The following is a 16603-nucleotide window of genomic DNA, read 5'->3' as shown; positions in this document are numbered from 1 at the left end:
TGCTGCTGCCGCCGCGCCGCCTGGCCGTGCTGCTGCTGCAGAGGTTCGCGCCGCTGCGGCGGCTGGTGCTGTCGCAGATGACCAACGGGACTTGCCTTCCCAGCCGCACCTGACACCATGACGCCATGGTGATCAGCACCACGCCCCAACCCACCCCGCCCTCGGCCCTGGTGCAGTATCTGCGGCTGCAGCTGGGCCTGAGCGAGAGCGCCCTGGCGCTGGGATTGCGCCAGGCCCGGCTCGAGCAGGCGCCCTTACCGGTGGTGCTGTGGCGCTTCGGGCTGATCAGCCTCGATCAGTTCGATCAGGTGCTGCGCTGGCAGAACAGCCACACCTGAGCTGGTTCAGGCGTAGATGATCAGCGATTCAACCGGGTGCTGCTCCGGCAGGCGGCGGCGGCCCTCGAGAGCCGCCAGTTCGGCCACGAAGCCGAAGCCGCACAGCTCACCGCCGGCCGCCTGCACCAGCTCGGCACAGGCCGAGGCCGTTCCACCGGTCGCCAGCAGATCGTCGACGATCAGCACCCGTTCGCCGGCGGCCAGGGCATCGCTGTGGATCTCGAGCCGGTCGCTGCCGTACTCGAGCTCATAATCCACACCGGTCACGGCGCCAGGCAGTTTGCCGGGTTTGCGCACCGGCACGAAGCCCAGCCGGGTGGCCGTGGCCAGGGCCGTGCCCACGATGAAGCCCCGTGATTCGATGCCCACGATCAGATCCGGCTGGAGGCGCTCACACAGCACCGCCAGCTGGCGGATCACCTCCTGCCAGCCATCCGGATCCCGCATCAGGGGCGTGAGATCGCGAAACAGAATGCCCGGCTTGGGAAAGTCAGGGATGTCGCGCACCAGTTGCCGCAGATCGAGCGGGGATGGGCTGGCGACCATGGCGGGGCTGACGGAGGGGTGAATCGGACGGAAGCGGCGCGGCGGAAACCCCAGCGGGCGTGACGGAAGGGCTCTGCCGCTGGCATCATCGCAGCCATGGTCCAGACCCTCCCCGTGCAGCACCCCGAGACTCAGCCTGTGGGGGGCGAGCCGCTGCCCAGGCGCGGCGTCGAGCGGCTCGACCTGATGCTGCTCGCCGTTGAGGCCCTTGATCTCAACGGCGGCGAAGCCATGGTGTGGATGAGCGAGCAGCTGGGCTTCTCCGGCCTCTTCCCCAACCGGGTGGAGCTGTGGAAGCGCCGCTGCCACAACCCCCTGCGCCGCACCACCCGCCGCGGCTCGCTCGTCGAGGCTGAGACCGATGCCCTGATCCGCATCCTCTGCGCCCTGGCGGATCGGCTTTATCCGATGCTGCGTGCCCTGCTCTCCCAGGCGGAACCGGAGGCGCTGACCCGCCAGCGCTGGGCCCTGTTCGAAGCCCGGCTGGCCGAGCTGCTGAATGAGCGCATGAACCCTCGCCGTGGTGGCGTGCAGCAACTGCTCGATCCGCAGGGCGGCGCCGACCAGCGCCGTCGCCTCATTCAGGCCCTGGCTTTGGGGGCCGGTCCCGGCGGCTTCGAGCGGATGCGGGCCAGCCTGCGGGATGCGGCACCCTGATCGGTGGCTTCCAGATCAGGAGCCCCCTGATCAGCGGCCTGCTTTGACCCTCACGTTGCTTCGCCGGCCGCCTTCCCTTCCTCCGCCCCCTGCCCGTTCCCCGTTCCCTTGAAGCAGACCTTTCGCTACGACCAGACCAGCTGCCGCTTGCAACTGGAGGGCCTGCCCGATGTGTCGGTGGGGCACAGCGGTGCGGTGATCGGCATCCTCACCGGCTGGTCGCTGCAGTGGACCGGCCGGCCCGAACTGGAGGGACGCAAGGAGCACCTGATGGCGCTCATGCAGGTGGTGCTTCCCTACGCGCGGCAACTGATCAGCGGCGTGGACCGGCCCGTGGGTGGCGCCGACCTGCCGGTGGAGATCCGGGGCAAGTCCGGTGGTGGACACCGGCTGCAGCTGCGCAGCAGTCAGCCCGATACGCCCCCCCTGGAGGTGGTGCTCGACGCCGCCGAGCTTGCGGATCTGGTGCGGGTGCTGGATCAGGTGCGCCTCGATGGGCGCGTCACCCTGCGCTGGGAGGTGCCGGAGCCCCAGCCGTTGCGCACCCGCGAGCTCCTGGAGCGGGTCCCTTTGCGTCGACGTCTGGCGGCGCCGTTGGGAGGGGTCGTGGTGCTGGCGGTCAGCGCCGGCCTCGGCTGGCTGGTGCCGCCACCGGCTCCCTTGAAGCCTGTCGCCCCCGATGAGCGGGCCGCGCCGGCCGCCGCCAACGAGGCCACGGTTGCGTCTCCCCCCTGAACGGTGGCTGGTCACACTGGAGTGGTTGTAGGCGGCAGCCATCCCATGTCTCTCACCTGGTCGGAACTGCGGCGCCGCGTCACCCGCCTCGGCGCCAGCCTCGATGTGGTGGTGCGCAGCGACCCTGAGGTCTGCGGGCTGAGCGGCAGGACGTTCCATCTCTCCCTGCACCACGGCGGCCAGGGCGACTGCACGGTGGGAGATCTGTCCCTGGTGGATTGCCCCAACGAGCTGGTGCTGATGGAATTCGAGCGCTGGATGCGAGGGGCCGGTCATCGGCTTGAAGGATGAGCCGCGATCAACCCGCCATCCATCTGCCCCGCACCAGTGGGCCCAAGCAGCGGAATGTGTTCAGGGGAAGGCGTCGTCGCCCGCCCCGCTGGCGCCAGGTGTTCGCCGCTCTGGCCCTGGGCGCGCTCGGTGCCGGTCTGCTGGTGGGCCTGCTGCAGCTGCCCAGTCGCTTTGACACGATCCTTCTGGTCAGCACGGCGATCGCCAACCTGATCGACGGCCTCGGGAGTTTCCTGCTGGGAATGCTTCAGCTTGCCGCCCTCGCGCTGGTGCTTGCGGTGGCGGTGGCGGGCCTGCTGCTGCTTGTGGCGGCGGTTCTTCGCTTCGTGCGGGCCTTCCTGCCTCAGCCTCGCCGGCCGAGTTGATCAGCGCTATCCATCAGGAGTGTCCTCCCGGTGATGAAGCGATGGTCAAACGCGGCAAATCCAGTCCGGCCAGGTCTGACGTGGAGGGCAAAGCCAGGAGCAGTGGCAAGGGCGAGGGGAGTGGCAAGGGCAAGGGGAGTGCCAGAGCCCTGGAGAACGGTGCCAGACAAGTGGCGGCCACAGATCAGAAGCCGCGCCTATCGAGACCAACCTCCAAGACCACCCGCGGTCGCAAAACCGACGACGCGATTCCGGCCGTGCGTCTTCACTTCGGAGCATTGAGCGATCGGTATTACCCCTCCGCCCAGCTTGATGACCTCACCGACGTGGCGGTGGATTCGCTGCCCATGGCTGAGCTCAGGGGCGTTGGCGAGTCCACGGCGAAGTTCGATCGTAAAGCCTATGAGCGGGAGCTCACCCGCCTGCAGCAGGAGCTGGTGAAGATGCAGTACTGGATCAAGAGCAGCGGTTTTCGCCTGATCGTGTTGTTCGAAGGCCGGGATGCGGCAGGTAAAGGTGGCACGATCAAGCGCATCACCGAACCGCTCAATCCACGCGGCTGCCGTGTGGTTGCACTGGGAACCCCCTCGGATCAGCAGAAGAGCCAGTGGTATTTCCAGCGCTATGTGGAGCATTTCCCCTCCGCCGGTGAGATCGTGATCTTCGATCGCAGCTGGTACAACCGCGCCGGAGTGGAGCGGGTGATGGGGTTCTGCAGTGAGGCTGAAGTGGAGGAGTTCGCTCAGTCGTGTCCGGAGTTCGAACGGATGCTCGTACGTTCCGGCATCGTGTTGCTCAAGTACTGGTTTTCCGTGAGCGACGAGGAACAGGAGGCCCGGTTTCAGGCGCGCATCGATGACCCCACCCGGCGCTGGAAACTCTCACCGATGGATCTGGAGGCTCGCGATCGATGGATCGAGTTTTCGCAGGCCAAGGATGACATGTTCGCCCACACCAACATCCCGGAGGCACCCTGGTTCACGGTGGAGGCGGATGACAAACGCCGGGCTCGCCTCAATACCATTCACCACCTGCTGAGCAAAGTGCCGTATACCGACATGACCCCACCCAAGATTGCTTTGCCACCCCGCCGGTCGGCCCCATGGATTGACCGGCCGCCGATCAATGAGCGATTCTTCGTGCCCAATTGTTATCCCTGAATCGGGATGTGAACCTAGCCATGCAGCCGCTCGATCCAGTAGCCGGCCAGTTGCCAGGACGACCAGAGGAAAATGACGAGAAACATCCAGTTCATCCAGGCGGGACGTTCGCGAGGTTCAGGAGTCATGCGGGTGCAGCAGCAATGGGGCGTGTTCGCGCTGGATCAAGGTTCAGCGGTGGTGTCGCCCAACCGTTGGATCAGGTCCCAGGGGCGTTCAATCCCTCCGGGCGTCGACCAGACGCCAAGCTTGCGGCGGCGTGCCTCGGCCTCCAGGGAGGCATAGGGGAGATCGTCACAGAGGCCGAGATAACCGTCGAAGACGAAGACAGCGCCACGCTGCAGCTGGCGGGCTGCCACGTCCTGGCCCTGGTGTCGCACCACCGCCACCTCCCGGGCAAACACATCTCGGGCGCGCAGTTCCAGGGTCACGGCAGTCCCGGCAGGCAGGCTGTCGAGCAGCAGCTGGCGTGCCTGACGTGCAAAGGGTTGCTGCTGGGGGCGTGGGGCCTGAATGCAGGCCAGCCGCACCCGTCGCTCCTGTCCCTTCACGTTGACCAGCAGATCCTGACCTGTGGTCACATGAATCACCGTGGCGCTGGAGAGCTGAGCGCTACCGGGTGGCGCGCTCACTGCCGGTTGCGTCGGGATGACGGCTTCTGCCAGGGCCCCACCACTGACGAGGCTCAGGGGGAGCAGCACTGCCAGGGAGCCACGTACCACCCTCGAGGCCGTCCTGATGGCAGCGGCTCCACGGGCAGACGGAAGTGATGGCAGTGGTGCTGCTGATCGAGAGCAGGGGGCAGGGGCGGAACCCAATCGGCAGAGGCGGCTGGGCGGGACTCTAGGCAGAGTCGCCCCGCTCGGCACTGCGGTGACGAGCATTCAGGCCGCCAGGGAGCGCCACTGATCGAGCAGGGCCTCCGGTACCCGCCGGGGGCGGTAGTCGCGGGGGTCGTTTGGCCCATGGCGCAGCACCGCGTTCACCACCAGGGCTGGAGTGCGGCCGCGGTTGATCGCGCCATGGGGCACCCCAGGGGGAATGCGTACCCATGCGGGCTCGTCCTCACGCAGGGTGATGTGGTGCAGACGCTTCTGTTGCAACACCACCAGATCAATCGAGCCGCGCAGCACCATCAGCTGATCCGTCTGGTTTCGGTGGCAGAAGAGTTCATCGATCCGATCGGTGCCCACCTCGGCTATCAGGGTTTCATCGCTGGCTTGTGGCTCGCAGAACAGGGTGTGACCGGAGAAGGATCGCTGAATCTGCAGGAGCTCAATGTGTCGGGCCAGGCCCATGGAGTTGTCGCAAGTGGATGAAGACTTGCAACAACTTCCTGGGATTCTGGTGTTACTTGCTACCCGATTGGGCCCCAGTCAGGGTTCCACGGCATGGCTGTTGTCCGGCCTGCTCTGTTTTCCGGTCTGGTTGTCTGCTGTTGATGCAGCGTGGCTCCATCAACTCAGAGCTTCCGATAGTCGGGATCGACCCAGCAGCGCGGCAGGCCTTCCCCGGAGGGAAACTGCAGATCTGCCTTGCCGAAAGGCTCGGGTTCCTGCATCTCCTCTCCGGCGTGGAAGCGCCCCAGCACCCGCGCCGCGAAGGGATCGAACAGTTGTTTCAGGTCCAGCACTTCAACAAGGGCCTCGTCCTCCTGGCGCAATTTCAGAAACATGACGACCTCCAGCCCCACGGGGTCAGGGTTTTCTCAAGTCTGATCACAACCGCCGCGGTTCGGTATCGGTCGTCACGTTTGCTTGTCTTCTGTGGCCGGCCTCACCGGCTTTGCACCACTCCCGTGACGGTTTCCTGGACGAAGGCGCAGGATCCAGGTAGATCAAGGCCAGCTTCGTTGTCGGCCGGACCATGGCCCATCACCAGATCCTGATCCTTGGCGGCGGTACCGCCGGCCTCACCGCGGCCAGCCAGCTGCGGCGGGCCCGGCCGGAGCTGGAGGTCGCCATCCTCGAGCCGTCGCGGGATCACTACTACCAACCTGGCTGGACCCTGGTGGGCGGCGGTGTCTTCACCCTGGAGCAGACCCACCGGCTGGAAGTGGACCTGATCCCGGAGGGAGTGGTCTGGATTCATGATGCCGTCGCGAGCTTTGATCCTGATGCCAATGCGGTGCGCACCGCCGGAGGCGCCACGATCACCTACGACGTGCTGGTGGTCGCGACCGGCATCAAGCTCTGCTGGGAGCGGATCAAGGGCCTGAGCGAGGCGCTGGGCAGCGACGGTGTCACCAGTAACTATTCGCGGGAGCACGCTGCCTACACCTGGCAGACGATTCAGAACTTCCAGGGTGGCAATGCCGTGTTCACCTATCCGGAGACGCCGATCAAGTGCGCCGGTGCACCGCAGAAAATCATGTACATGGCCGACGACGTGTTCAAACGCTCGCCGGAGGTCGCTTCCCGTACCAAGGTGATCTATGCCACGGCAACTCCGGGAATCTTCGGCATCCCGATTTATGCTGAGCCCCTCAAGAAGGTGGTGGCACGCCGTGGCATCACTACCAACTTTCTGCACACCCTCAAGGAGGTGCGTGCCTCGAGCAAGGAGGCCGTGTTTCACGTGAAAGACGGGGACACCATCCGTGAAGAAGTGATCTCCTACGAGATGCTGCACGTCACCCCACCGATGGCAGCGCCCGATGTGGTGGCCGAGAGTCCCCTGGCCGTGGCTGGCCCGGGTGGTTGGGTCGAGGTGGATAAGTTCACGACCCAGCATGTTCGTTTCCCGAACGTCTTTTCCCTGGGGGATGTCTCGTCTCTACCGAACTCCAAGACGGCTGCGGCGGTGAGGGGCCAGGCGCCGGTGCTGGTGGCCAACCTGCTGGCCTTCCTCGATCAACGTCCCCTGGAGGCCCGTTACGACGGCTATGCCTGCTGTCCGCTGATCACTGGCTATGGCAAAACGATCATGGCTGAGTTTGATTATGATGGCAATCCCAAACCATCCTTCCCCTGCGATCCCACCCAGGAGCGATGGACCATGTGGATCGTCAAGACCAAGGTGCTCCCCTGGCTCTACTGGAACCGTATGTTGAAGGGCTATGGACATGAACGTCAGTTCATGCCGGGCGTCTCCTGAACTCCCCTAACCTGAACTCCCCTAGTGGTGCTGCTGGGTGTAACTGGCAGCCCGCTGGCGTTGCTCCAGGGCATAGAGAGGAATCTGCTGGCCGGGATGATCGGGATCCGATACGAAGCTGCACCAGTGACGGATTGTGCTCTGGTGAATCTGGCAGCTTTTGGGATGCTCTGCCTGTGAAGCCGGGTGGTCTGAGCCATGGCCCCGGGCGCGACGACGCTGGCCGGACCTTTTGTCAGGTTTCATCGGTCACTCCTGGGCATGAGCTGAGAAACAGGCCCTGAAATTCCCAGCGCCGTTCCCTCGCCTTGAGGCGACTGGCGAGCGATTGCCAGTCTTCCCAGCAGCGGTCCAGCTGATGCTGGATGGCTACCCCCAGCTCAGGCAGGTCAGCCACCCGTGGCCGCAGCTCCTGTTCGCCGATCACATCGGCCAGAACCTGAAGATCATGGAGCTCACCAAGGGACTCCTGTGCGAGCTTCAACTCCTGAATCCAATGGTGACCGCCGCTGGGCAGGAAAGGCTCAAGGTTTTCGAGCGCGTAGCGCGCCTCCTTGATCCGCTTTCGGAGTTCGTGTAACGACTTGTCGCGTGGATTGGCTTCCTGCCAACCCGCATGGAGAAACAACCCATGGCTGAGAGATCCTTGCCACTCGACCAGCCAATCGCCGATCGGCTGCTGCCCAAGAATGGTGAAATCCGGCTTTCTCAGCCATTTGCTCAGCCGTGCCAACATCTTCAGATAGTTGGCATCCTGCAGAGCTTTTCCCAATCCTTCAAAGGCCTGGCGGCGGTTGCGTGCGAGCCCTTTAAGCAGCCGCTTCAAGGCCTTCGCCTTGATCGTTGGATCGGAGTCCTCACCATCGGCAGAGATGGGCAGGGCGGGAAACAGATCGAGCTCCAGTCGCTGCCTGAGCACGTCCAGATCCCTGGTCAGTCCCGTCTGGCGTGTGACGCGGGCCAGGCGTTGCTCGCTTACGCCATCGGGAAGTTTCAAAGCTGCTCCGAATTGATTCAGCACCGTGCGTAAGCGACGCAGTGTCACCCGCAGCTGGTGCAGAGCTTCGGGGTCCTGATCCGCCAGAACTTCGGGATGCAGTCTGCCAATCCGCCGGGTCTGCTTCTGAATCAGATCGGCCACATAATCGCCACAACGGGGGGACGTGGCCATGGCTTTGCTGTCTGCAAGGGTGATCAGGACTGAGAATCCGCTCATGGTTCAACCTGCCAGCGCGAGGTGAGTCAGACGTTCAGGCTGGGTTATTGCTTTGCCTGGCCTCCTCCACTGACCTTAGGTGTGCGGAGCGTCACTGCACGGTTCTGCTGCCCTGAGGGCGCCAGGTCTCCCTGGTGACTGCAGCCTGGCTGATGCCGGGGCGCGATCACCGCCAGGAGGTTCTGCTGGAAGGGGTTGAAGTTGTCGTCGCTCACCAGCACGAAGCTGGAGCGACCATCCGCCAGAGTGGGCCCCTGGGTCAATCCTTCCCAGTTGTCGGGTGGAAGCCCGCTGCTGATCAGATCCCAGCGGGCCTTCCTGTGCCATTGGTCCTGTTGGAGTTCGACGAGGCTCAGTTCGGCTCGCCAGGAGCCTGGAGGTGTGAAGGATCGCCACAGGGCCAGGGTGGGGAGCGTGGCGGATGGACCCGACAAGGCCAGAAGATCCGTGAGCCCCCAGGCTTCACTCACGTCTGGAGCCAGCAAGGGAGGCAGCACCCGGCTGGTGATGTCAGCTGAGCTGGCCGGCACGGACCAGAGCAGGGTGCGACGCTCCCGGGCTGAATCCTGCAACAGCGGCTGTTCTGTCGCCATCAGCAGCCGCAGCGTTGGGTTCGGTGTTGTCGAGCCAGAAGGCAGCAGGGTGAGGGATTCCGGTCCGCCGTTCGGCGCAAGGCCAGATCGGGTCCGAAGGTGCCATGCCTCAGGCAGAGGGATGGCCTGCCTGAGTGCCCCGGAGTGGCGATCGAAGCGCAGCAACCTGGCCGGCTGTGCCGGTGTCAGGCGCCCTTCGCTGGCCACCCAGGCGTCAGAGCCCTGCAGCACCAGCCCTTCGCCATCCATCTCAGGTCGAAAGCTGTTGCCGCTGCCGCTGCCGTTGCCGGCTTCTCCGCTCTGCAAGGGAATGGTGGCAAACAGCTGCAGGAGTTGCGGTTCCTCCTTCCGGTTCGATCCCATCGGATGGAGGCCCATCCCATTGGGGCCCCTCAGGATCTGACGAAGACCACGCCAGCCGAGCAGCTGGCCGCGGGGTGTATCGCTGATCAGCCAGAGCACATCGTCTTCAGGCTCGTACACAGCCCCTGAAAAGCCTCCGATCGGCTCTCCCTCCGTTCCCCTGCGGGGCATGGTCTGGGTGAAGAGCAATTGCCAGCCAGCGGAGAGCGGACAGGGCAGATCGGCAGGAGGGGCGACCGGAGCCGCCACGATCATGGAGTCTTCGTGTCGAGTAACGCATCTTTGCTATAGCGCAAATCTTTCCAGATCGCCCGGATTTCGGCATAAGCCTGTTCCTGGGAGATCTTGCCATTGGCCTGTAATCCCACGATCAGGCCGACCCGCTCAGCAAAGGATTCAAGATTTTGATGGAACACCAGCCTCTCGGGAGACCACCCAGCTCCCCGGTAGCCTCCATGGGCTTCCATCGGTGATTGGATTCCATCCGGAGCCCAACCCGAGCTCGATTGGGCGAGTTCTGAGCGTTCGTCGCCCAAGATCATCCTTAACGTTCTGATCCTCTCAATGTAGTCAGGCTGGTTCGGCGATGTTGGTTAAGACTGGTTCAAGCTTTCCGGCTCCCCCTCAGCTGGCGGTTTGCCGGGGTGCTGCGACGCTTCAGCCGGCTGTGATGCACGGCACTGTTCCACGGCTGCAGCAAGTCTGGAATGGGGGGGCGTGATTCCACTGTCAACGCCATGGCCTTCCTGCAGCGTTCCTGGCTAAAACCGGTGGGCATCTGCCTGCTTCTTCAGGCGGCCCTTCTCAGTGGGGGCAGGGTGTTCCATGGCTGGCTCATCCCGGAGGAACGGTGCTGCGTCTCACGCCTGGAGCTCTGACCTCCCAGCGTCTGGAGGAGAGACCGGCCAATCTGCCCAGTCACCTGTATGTGCACGGCGGGCAACGGCCCACCACGTTTTCCGCTGTCGTGTTTCTGCCTGAGGGGCCTGTGCTCCGTCAGGTGCAGACCGGCGACGACAGCCTGCTGGATGTGGCACGACAGCGGCAGTTGCCAGTGTGGTTGCGGATCAGTGGGCTGCGGGATCGCCGTCGGATCGAGGCCTTGCTGGCGCGCCTCGACGTGCCAGCGGAGCTGCTGCCTCCCCTGCTGGACGTGCCTCAGCGGCCCAGGGTCGATTCCTTTGGCGAGGCGGTGCTGGTGGTGCTGCACCGGCTGGGTTTCGCCAAGGATCCTGCCCATCTGGTGAGTGAGCAGGTGGGATTGCTTCTGTTGCCCGATCTGTTGGTCACGCTGGAGGAGGCCAGCAGCGGAGAACCGTTTGCGGACCTTACCGACTGGTTGATCTCTCGGGCCGGAGCAGTGGAGCATCGCGATCTGGACGATCTGCTGCATTTTCTGATCGATGATCTGCTTGATGATCTGTTCCCGATGCTGGAGAGTATTGCTAACAGACTGGATGACCTGGAAGCTGCCGCCCTACGCCAACCCAAGCCAACTGTATTGGGAAGAACCACACAGTTTCGTAGTGGCGTTCGCACGATCCGCAGTCAGATCTGGCCGTTGCGCCATCAGATCCGAGCCCTTCTGCGCCAGCGCCAGCAGCTGCTGGGCCCCGAGGCCCTGGGCGGATTTCAGGAGATGGCTGACCTGGTGGAGTTGCTGTTTGATCAGTGTGAATCGCTGCGGGCCCAGTGTGATGCGATCACACAGGCCTATGCCGCCAGCATCGGCAATCGCATGAACCAGGTCATGAAGACACTCACAATCCTCACCAGTGTCTTTGCCCCGCTTACCTTTATTGCAGGAATCTATGGCATGAACTTTGACGTGATGCCCGAGCTTCACTGGCGCTATGGTTATCTGACAGTGATCCTGCTGATGGGCGCTGTTGCTGTTCTCCAGGCCTCCTGGCTTTGGCGCCGTGGCTGGTTCGAAGATTGGACGACGCCGCGTCGTTGAATCCCCGGTTGGGTGTCGCGCAGACGACGGGGATGCCTCGCCTTAACCCTGCAATAACGACTGGCGTACCGGCCAGTTGCTATCCAGGATGGGCCCCACCCCATGGCTATTCAATGACCTTCGTCAAGAAGGCCCTGATCTTCGGAACCCTGGCAGCACTTGGCGCCGGAGCCGCAGCATCCGCCCAGTCCACTCTCAATGGGGCCGGCGCCACATTCCCGGCTCCCTTCTACCTGCGTGCCTTTGATGGGCTTGCCAAGACCGGGACGCGCGTGAACTACCAGGCTGTTGGTTCTGGCGCCGGTGTGCGTCAGTTCGTTGCCGGCACCGTGGATTTTGGCGCCACCGATGAACCGATTAAAGCTGCTGAAGCTGCCAAGGTGTCGCGCGGCGTGGTTCAGTTCCCCACCGTGGGAGGCACGATCGCGATTGCCTACAATAAGCCTGATTGCGCGAACCTGAAGCTCACGCAGAAGCAGGCAGTCGATATCTTCCTGGGCACCATCAAGAACTGGGATCAGCTCAAGTGCGGCAAGGGCCCGATCAAGGTGGTGCACCGTTCTGACGGTTCCGGCACGACTTTCGCCTTCACCAACTCGCTTTCGGCCTTTTCTCCCACCTGGAAAAGCAAGGTTGGTGAGGGAAAGACCGTCAAATGGCCCGTTGGTATCGGCGGCAAGGGCAATGAGGGAGTGGCTGGTGTGATCAGCAACACCAGTGGCTCAATCGGCTATCTGAACCAGGCCTTTGTCAGGGGCAAGATCAAGGCAGCAGCTCTGCAGAACAAGGCAGGCAAGTTTGTGCTGCCGAATCTGGCCAGCGGCGCCGCGGCACTGAACAACATCCGTCTGGATAGCAACCTGGCCGGGGAGGATCCCAATCCCGCCGGTGCAGCCAGCTATCCGATTTCGACCCTCACCTGGATCCTTGCCTATCAGAAAGGTAACGGTGCCAAGGCCGCCACGATCCAGAGGGCGATGAACTATCTGCTCAGCCCCGCTGCCCAGGACCAGGCCGATAACCTCGGCTATGTTCCGCTCAAGGGCAATATCCTGGCCGCGTCCCGCAAGGCTGTGGCTCGCATCGGCAAGTGATTTCCGCGGGCTGGACCGGCGCCATCCATCGCTGCTGGTTCAGCCCGCTCTTCCTTGGATCCGCCGATGCAGCGTTCTCCAAAGCTTGCCCGCTAGCGGGAACACCAACTCGTCGCCATTGGAGCTCGCTCTCGAGCACGCTGTCTACGATCAACGTCCTGTAACCCCTCTTTCTGTCCATGGCTTTTCCCAGCTCCCTCCTCCGTCCGCGTGCCATCGCGGCGGTGGCGACTCTCACGGCGATCGGTCTGACCGGCTGCGGAGGTGGAGGCGGAGGCGGAGGCGGTACCACCATCAGTGGAGCAGGGGCAACCTTTCCTGCGGCGGCTTATCAACGCTGGAGCAGCGACTATGCGGCTGAAACCGGGAATCAGGTGAATTATCAGTCGGTGGGTTCAGGTGCGGGTGTGCGTCAGTTTGCCGCCGGCACGGTGGACTTTGGTGCCAGTGATGAGCAACTCAGCGAGGAAGACTTCAAGGCAGGTGCGGCGGGCCAGCGGGGTGCTCTGCAGATTCCGATGTTGGGCGGCACAGTCACGCCGGCCTACAACAATGCCGATTGTCCCGATCTGAAACTCACCCAGGCTCAACTCGCCGATATCTTCCTCGGCAAGATCAAGGACTGGAAGGATCTCGGTTGTCCGTCGAAGCCGATCACGGTGGCCCACCGATCCGATGGCTCCGGCACCACCTACGCCTTCACCAACTCCCTGGCTTGTTTTTCGCCTGAGTGGAGCAAGAGTGTGGGCAAGGGCAAGAGCGTCAACTGGCCCGTTGGCGTGGGGGCCAAGGGTAACGAGGGCGTGGCTGGCCTGCTGTCCAACACTCCTGGTTCGATCGGCTATGTGAACCTTGCCTATGTGCGGGATCCGCTGCGCCCAGTGGCGCTGCAGAACAAGGATGGTCAATTCGTGCTTGCCAGTGTGGCCAGTGGCGCCGCAGCGCTCAACAATGTCGTACTCAACGACAAACTGGGTGGTGAAGACTGCAACCCCGCTGGAGCTGAGAGCTTCCCGATCGTGGCCTTCACCTGGATCCTGGCCTACGAAACTGGCTATGGCGACAAGAAGGCCGAGGCCGTGCGCAACTTCCTCGACTGGTCCCTGGGTGAGGCCCCGCAGAAGCAGGCAGCTGAGCTCGGCTATGTCCCCCTCACCGGTGAGGTGCTGAACAAGGCCCGCGCCGAAGTGGCCAAGATCGGCAGCTGATGATTCCCCACTGACTTCTCACCAATGGATTCTCACGAAACGGTTCTCAGCAACGCTGGGCATCGTCTGGGAAGAATCCGTGGTTTGGCTCCCGCCAGGGTTGAGGGTTCTTGTTCCCTCGATCTCTGGCGGCTTTCTAACTGGGTTCGAGGTCAATGTTCGGCGTAATGCTTTGCCCAACCCCTGGCCTGAACGACCTGTCCAGGCGCTCTTAGCCTCGACTTAATCAAGGCACTACCTCATCTTGGTGCTTGGGGCGTGTCGCGCTCCATACAATCGCGTGCAAACCGCCACCCGGCACTCCTCATGGTGTTCACCCCTTCCCCGGAAGCAGGCCGCAGCGATGGCTTCCGGGCTGTGCTGGAGGAGTGCTATCAGAAACGCAGCCTGGTTCATCTCGCTGCCGGCAGCAGTGTGCCGTTACTGCGTCACACCATCTGGCTGGTGGTGCGGGGCATGGTGAAACTCGGTGCGGTATCGATTCACGGCGATGAGTTGTTGCTTGGTCTGGCCGGTCCGAATGAACCCTTCGGCGAGCCACTCACCGATGTGCAGGCCTTCCAGGCGATCACGGTGACCGATACGGACCTGCTCTGCTTCACCTCACAGGACATCCAGAACGATCCTCAGTTGGCCACGGCCATGTTGCGTGCCGTGGCGGCCCGTCAACGCCAGAGTGAGGCGATGCTGGCCCTGCTGGGTCTGCGACGCATCGAGGAGCGGCTGCGCGGCTTCCTCGAGCTGCTGGCTGAGCAGTATGGCCAGCCTTGCCCCCAGGGGCTGCGCCTCAACCTGCGCCTCACCCACCAGGATCTCGCCAGTGCCCTCAGCACCACCCGCGTCACCGTGACGCGCATCCTCGGTGTGCTGCGCGACGAAGGCTGGTTGCAGATCGACGACGAGCGTCGCCTGGTGATCGGCTTCACCCCGTCCCGCAAGATCCGCCCATGACGGCGACCCTGGTCGTGGCACCGTTGGGTGAGGCCGAGCAGTCCACTCTGCTGAACCAGGCTCCCATCACCAACAATGGGGGTATGCCTGCCTCTGTTCTGGTCGTCGAGGATGACGACACCATCCGTGAGACCGTCTGTGAGGCCCTGGCCCTCGAGGGCTATGCCGTGACTGGCTGCAGCAATGGCCGCAAGGCCCTTGATCTCCTCCACTCCGATGCGACGGAGCAGGGGAGCGAAGGATTTGCATTGGTGGTGCTGGACCTGATGCTGCCCGGTCTGGGGGGCCTTGATCTCTGTCGAAAGCTGCGCCAGGTGCACAACCAGACCCCGATTCTGGTGGTGAGCGCGCGCGATTCGGAAACGGATCGGGTGCTGGGCCTCGAGGTGGGAGCTGATGACTACCTTGTCAAGCCGTTTGGCATGCGTGAGCTGGTCGCCCGCTGCCGCGCCCTGATGCGCCGCAGCACCCTGCAGCAGCGGGATGAGCGCCAGATGCTGCAGCACGCCAACCTCTGCCTCTATCCGGAGGAATGCCGGGTTCTGCGCGACGGTCTGGAGGTCAACCTCTCCCGCCGCGAATTCCGGCTGCTGGAGCTGTTCATGCAGCATCCACGCCGGGTCTGGAGCCGCGACAAACTGCTGGAACGTCTCTGGGGATTCGATTATTTCGGTGATCCCAAGACCGTTGATGTCCACATCCGCTGGCTGCGCGAGAAGATCGAGGATGATCCGTCGGCACCGCAGCATGTGCAGACGGTGCGGGGCTTCGGTTATCGCTTCGGCTGAGGCGTGCCGGTTGCCGCTTGCGGCCGTGAGATGAACGTTGTGGTCGGATTTGGGCTTGGAGTGGCAGCGGGTCTGCTGGCTGGCTGGTGGTTGGCGGGTTGGTCTCGGCGGCGAGGGCGGGGGCACGCCATACCGTCGCAACGCCCCGGCCGTCGCCAGCTGCTGCGCTGGATTGAGGCGGCACCCCTGGGCTGGATGCTGCTGGATGGGGAGGGTGTGATCCGCACCATCAATCCCCGTGCTGTGCGATTGCTGCAGTTACCAGCGGCTGGTCTCCACCGGGGTGAGCCGCTTCAGGCACTCTGCCGTGCACCGCAGCTGCGCAGCGCCATCGACAGCGCCCGCAGCCAGCAGCGGCTTCAACGGCTGGAATGGCAGCACGGGGAAGAGGATCTGGAGGTGCATGTCCTCCCCGGTGACGATGGCTGGGTGGCGGTGCTGCTGCAGACCCGCCGCTCCCTGGAAGCCCAGCTGGAGCAGCAGGAGCGCTGGGTCAGCGATGTGGCCCACGAGCTCAGGACCCCCCTCACGGCCCTGCTGTTGGTGGGCGACAGCCTCGCTTCCCAGGTGAACAGCCGCCATGCGGTGCTGGTGGAGCGGCTGCAGCGGGAGTTGCTGCGGTTGCAGCAGCTGGTGGGGGATCTGCTGGAGCTGTCGCGGCTGGAGAATGCCCTGCCTGGAGATCCGGGTCGCAGCGATCCGGTCGATCTGGGTGCCCTGGTGGAAAAGGTGTGGGCAGGTCTGCGTCCCCTGGCGGAACAGCGCCGGATCGAGTTGGCCCTGCACCGGGTGCCCCGACAGCCGCCGGAGCCGGAAGGGGAGGATCCGGCCCCGACGGTGGTGTGGGGCGATGGGTCGCGGCTGCATCGGGCCCTGCTCAACCTGCTCGATAACGCCATCCGCTATGCGCCTGATGGCACGGCGGTTCAGGTGGATCTGGTCAGCAGTGGCGACTGGACACTGCTGAGCGTTCGTGATCACGGCCCCGGCCTCAGCGAGCAGGATCTGACCCATCTGTTCGAGCGCTTCTATCGCGGCGATCCCTCCCGGGTGCGCAGCAAACGGACCGGCAGTGGCCTGGGCCTGTCGATCGTGCAGCAGATCGCCGTGACCCAGGGTGGACGGGTCCAGGCCCGCAACCACCCCGAGGGGGGTGCGGTTCTGGAGTTGTGGTTGCCGGAGCGGGGCACACGCCGGCGGGAGCGTCCGTTCAGCGCCTGGCCATCGGGCCGCTAAGGCCGT

At 63.8% G+C, this 16603-nt stretch carries 20 protein-coding genes; 13 read left to right on the top strand and 7 right to left on the bottom strand.

Annotation, left to right across the window (positions count from 1 at the left end):
- Positions 1 to 125 precede the first annotated feature (125 nt).
- Positions 126 to 338 (top strand): DUF2949 domain-containing protein, encoded by a 213-nt coding sequence (locus VB716_RS01065; RefSeq protein WP_197154965.1) that lies wholly within the window; start codon positions 126 to 128, stop codon positions 336 to 338.
- A gap of 6 nt (positions 339 to 344) precedes the next feature.
- Here the strand turns inward: VB716_RS01065 and VB716_RS01060 are convergent, their stop codons facing one another.
- Positions 345 to 884, bottom strand: coding sequence for an adenine phosphoribosyltransferase (locus VB716_RS01060; RefSeq protein ID WP_322757112.1), 540 nt, complete (start codon positions 882 to 884; stop codon positions 345 to 347).
- A 96-nt stretch (positions 885 to 980) separates the two neighbouring features.
- On the opposite strand from VB716_RS01060, the gene VB716_RS01055 reads away from it, so the two are divergent.
- From VB716_RS01055 to ppk2, 5 genes are all read left to right on the top strand, one after another.
- Positions 981 to 1541 (top strand): DUF3038 domain-containing protein, encoded by a 561-nt coding sequence (locus VB716_RS01055; RefSeq protein WP_197154968.1) that lies wholly within the window; start codon positions 981 to 983, stop codon positions 1539 to 1541.
- A gap of 108 nt (positions 1542 to 1649) precedes the next feature.
- Positions 1650 to 2276 carry a DUF4335 domain-containing protein gene (locus VB716_RS01050; protein ID WP_323269494.1) on the top strand — a complete coding sequence of 209 codons (627 nt, stop codon included), beginning with the start codon at positions 1650 to 1652 and terminating at the stop codon, positions 2274 to 2276.
- Between the two features lie 45 nt (positions 2277 to 2321).
- Entirely contained in the window at positions 2322 to 2567 is a 246-nt protein-coding gene (locus tag VB716_RS01045) for a hypothetical protein (RefSeq protein ID WP_197154977.1), read from the top strand.
- A complete protein-coding gene (locus tag VB716_RS01040) occupies positions 2564 to 2932 on the top strand; it encodes a hypothetical protein (RefSeq protein ID WP_231597850.1) in 369 nt (122 codons plus the stop codon). Before VB716_RS01045 ends, VB716_RS01040 begins: the two co-directional genes overlap by 4 nt.
- A 347-nt stretch (positions 2933 to 3279) precedes the next feature.
- The gene (ppk2, locus tag VB716_RS01035) at positions 3280 to 4092 is read left to right on the top strand and encodes a polyphosphate kinase 2 (RefSeq protein WP_197159229.1); all 813 of its coding nucleotides are present in this window, start codon (positions 3280 to 3282) and stop codon (positions 4090 to 4092) included.
- 164 nt (positions 4093 to 4256) lie between these two features.
- Here the strand turns inward: ppk2 and VB716_RS01030 are convergent, their stop codons facing one another.
- The 3 genes from VB716_RS01030 to VB716_RS01020 all read right to left on the bottom strand — a co-directional run bounded on the left by VB716_RS01030 (position 4257) and on the right by VB716_RS01020 (position 5767).
- On the bottom strand, positions 4257 to 4793 hold the full coding sequence (locus tag VB716_RS01030; RefSeq protein WP_322757109.1) for a thermonuclease family protein: 537 nt from the start codon (positions 4791 to 4793) through the stop codon (positions 4257 to 4259).
- A 183-nt stretch (positions 4794 to 4976) separates the two neighbouring features.
- On the bottom strand, positions 4977 to 5390 hold the full coding sequence (locus VB716_RS01025) for a cupin domain-containing protein (RefSeq protein ID WP_197154980.1): 414 nt from the start codon (positions 5388 to 5390) through the stop codon (positions 4977 to 4979).
- 164 nt (positions 5391 to 5554) lie between these two features.
- Positions 5555 to 5767 carry an acetyltransferase gene (locus VB716_RS01020; protein ID WP_197154981.1) on the bottom strand — a complete coding sequence of 71 codons (213 nt, stop codon included), beginning with the start codon at positions 5765 to 5767 and terminating at the stop codon, positions 5555 to 5557.
- A gap of 191 nt (positions 5768 to 5958) precedes the next feature.
- On the opposite strand from VB716_RS01020, the gene VB716_RS01015 reads away from it, so the two are divergent.
- Positions 5959 to 7188: an NAD(P)/FAD-dependent oxidoreductase gene (locus tag VB716_RS01015; protein WP_197170038.1), complete on the top strand. Its 1230-nt coding sequence runs from the start codon at positions 5959 to 5961 to the stop codon at positions 7186 to 7188.
- A gap of 235 nt (positions 7189 to 7423) precedes the next feature.
- On the opposite strand, the gene VB716_RS01010 is transcribed toward VB716_RS01015, so the two are convergent.
- The 3 genes from VB716_RS01010 to VB716_RS01000 form a co-directional block, all read right to left on the bottom strand.
- On the bottom strand, positions 7424 to 8359 hold the full coding sequence (locus VB716_RS01010) for a CHAD domain-containing protein (RefSeq protein ID WP_323250056.1): 936 nt from the start codon (positions 8357 to 8359) through the stop codon (positions 7424 to 7426).
- A gap of 89 nt (positions 8360 to 8448) precedes the next feature.
- Positions 8449 to 9615: an esterase-like activity of phytase family protein gene (locus tag VB716_RS01005; RefSeq protein WP_323269492.1), complete on the bottom strand. Its 1167-nt coding sequence runs from the start codon at positions 9613 to 9615 to the stop codon at positions 8449 to 8451.
- The gene (locus tag VB716_RS01000) at positions 9612 to 9896 is read right to left on the bottom strand and encodes a hypothetical protein (protein WP_322757105.1); all 285 of its coding nucleotides are present in this window, start codon (positions 9894 to 9896) and stop codon (positions 9612 to 9614) included. The genes VB716_RS01005 and VB716_RS01000 overlap by 4 nt, the downstream gene beginning before the upstream one ends.
- 314 nt (positions 9897 to 10210) lie before the next feature.
- Here VB716_RS01000 and corA point away from each other — a divergent pair, with 314 nt between their 5' ends.
- The 6 genes from corA (at position 10211) to VB716_RS00970 (ending at position 16597) form a co-directional block, all read left to right on the top strand.
- Positions 10211 to 11320: a magnesium/cobalt transporter CorA gene (gene corA, locus VB716_RS00995; RefSeq protein WP_322757104.1), complete on the top strand. Its 1110-nt coding sequence runs from the start codon at positions 10211 to 10213 to the stop codon at positions 11318 to 11320.
- Positions 11321 to 11433: 113 nt separating this feature from the next.
- Complete coding sequence (gene pstS, locus VB716_RS00990) at positions 11434 to 12414, top strand: phosphate ABC transporter substrate-binding protein PstS (protein WP_323269491.1); 981 nt, start codon at positions 11434 to 11436, stop codon at positions 12412 to 12414.
- Positions 12415 to 12593: 179 nt separating this feature from the next.
- Entirely contained in the window at positions 12594 to 13622 is a 1029-nt protein-coding gene (pstS, locus tag VB716_RS00985; protein ID WP_322757103.1) for a phosphate ABC transporter substrate-binding protein PstS, read from the top strand.
- 306 nt (positions 13623 to 13928) lie between these two features.
- The gene (locus tag VB716_RS00980) at positions 13929 to 14573 is read left to right on the top strand and encodes a Crp/Fnr family transcriptional regulator (protein WP_197154993.1); all 645 of its coding nucleotides are present in this window, start codon (positions 13929 to 13931) and stop codon (positions 14571 to 14573) included.
- Between the two features lie 83 nt (positions 14574 to 14656).
- Positions 14657 to 15361, top strand: a complete 705-nt coding sequence (locus VB716_RS00975; RefSeq protein WP_197159232.1) for a response regulator transcription factor — start codon at positions 14657 to 14659, stop codon at positions 15359 to 15361.
- Between the two features lie 30 nt (positions 15362 to 15391).
- Positions 15392 to 16597, top strand: coding sequence for a sensor histidine kinase (locus VB716_RS00970; protein WP_323269490.1), 1206 nt, complete (start codon positions 15392 to 15394; stop codon positions 16595 to 16597).
- Positions 16598 to 16603: the final 6 nt, after the last annotated feature.

It is taken from the genome of Synechococcus sp. CCY9201 (assembly GCF_034931105.1).
Taxonomy (GTDB): Bacteria; Cyanobacteriota; Cyanobacteriia; order PCC-6307; family Cyanobiaceae; genus CBW1002.
This window is presented reverse-complemented; position numbering and strand designations above follow the sequence as displayed.

Excerpts from the sequence above, each read along its gene's own strand:
- VB716_RS01065 (WP_197154965.1), top strand. The coding sequence starts at position 126 with ATGGTGATCAGCACCACGCCCCAACCCACCCCGCCCTCGGCCCTGGTG.
- VB716_RS01060 (WP_322757112.1), bottom strand. The coding sequence starts at position 884 with ATGGTCGCCAGCCCATCCCCGCTCGATCTGCGGCAACTGGTGCGCGAC.
- VB716_RS01055 (WP_197154968.1), top strand. The coding sequence starts at position 981 with ATGGTCCAGACCCTCCCCGTGCAGCACCCCGAGACTCAGCCTGTGGGG.
- VB716_RS01045 (WP_197154977.1), top strand. The coding sequence starts at position 2,322 with ATGTCTCTCACCTGGTCGGAACTGCGGCGCCGCGTCACCCGCCTCGGC.
- VB716_RS01040 (WP_231597850.1), top strand. The coding sequence starts at position 2,564 with ATGAGCCGCGATCAACCCGCCATCCATCTGCCCCGCACCAGTGGGCCC.
- ppk2 (WP_197159229.1), top strand. The coding sequence starts at position 3,280 with ATGGCTGAGCTCAGGGGCGTTGGCGAGTCCACGGCGAAGTTCGATCGT.
- VB716_RS01025 (WP_197154980.1), bottom strand. The coding sequence starts at position 5,390 with ATGGGCCTGGCCCGACACATTGAGCTCCTGCAGATTCAGCGATCCTTC.
- VB716_RS01020 (WP_197154981.1), bottom strand. The coding sequence starts at position 5,767 with ATGTTTCTGAAATTGCGCCAGGAGGACGAGGCCCTTGTTGAAGTGCTG.
- VB716_RS01015 (WP_197170038.1), top strand. The coding sequence starts at position 5,959 with ATGGCCCATCACCAGATCCTGATCCTTGGCGGCGGTACCGCCGGCCTC.
- VB716_RS01010 (WP_323250056.1), bottom strand. The coding sequence starts at position 8,359 with ATGGCCACGTCCCCCCGTTGTGGCGATTATGTGGCCGATCTGATTCAG.
- VB716_RS01005 (WP_323269492.1), bottom strand. The coding sequence starts at position 9,615 with ATGATCGTGGCGGCTCCGGTCGCCCCTCCTGCCGATCTGCCCTGTCCG.
- pstS (WP_323269491.1), top strand. The coding sequence starts at position 11,434 with ATGACCTTCGTCAAGAAGGCCCTGATCTTCGGAACCCTGGCAGCACTT.
- pstS (WP_322757103.1), top strand. The coding sequence starts at position 12,594 with ATGGCTTTTCCCAGCTCCCTCCTCCGTCCGCGTGCCATCGCGGCGGTG.
- VB716_RS00980 (WP_197154993.1), top strand. The coding sequence starts at position 13,929 with ATGGTGTTCACCCCTTCCCCGGAAGCAGGCCGCAGCGATGGCTTCCGG.
- VB716_RS00975 (WP_197159232.1), top strand. The coding sequence starts at position 14,657 with ATGCCTGCCTCTGTTCTGGTCGTCGAGGATGACGACACCATCCGTGAG.
- VB716_RS00970 (WP_323269490.1), top strand. The coding sequence starts at position 15,392 with ATGAACGTTGTGGTCGGATTTGGGCTTGGAGTGGCAGCGGGTCTGCTG.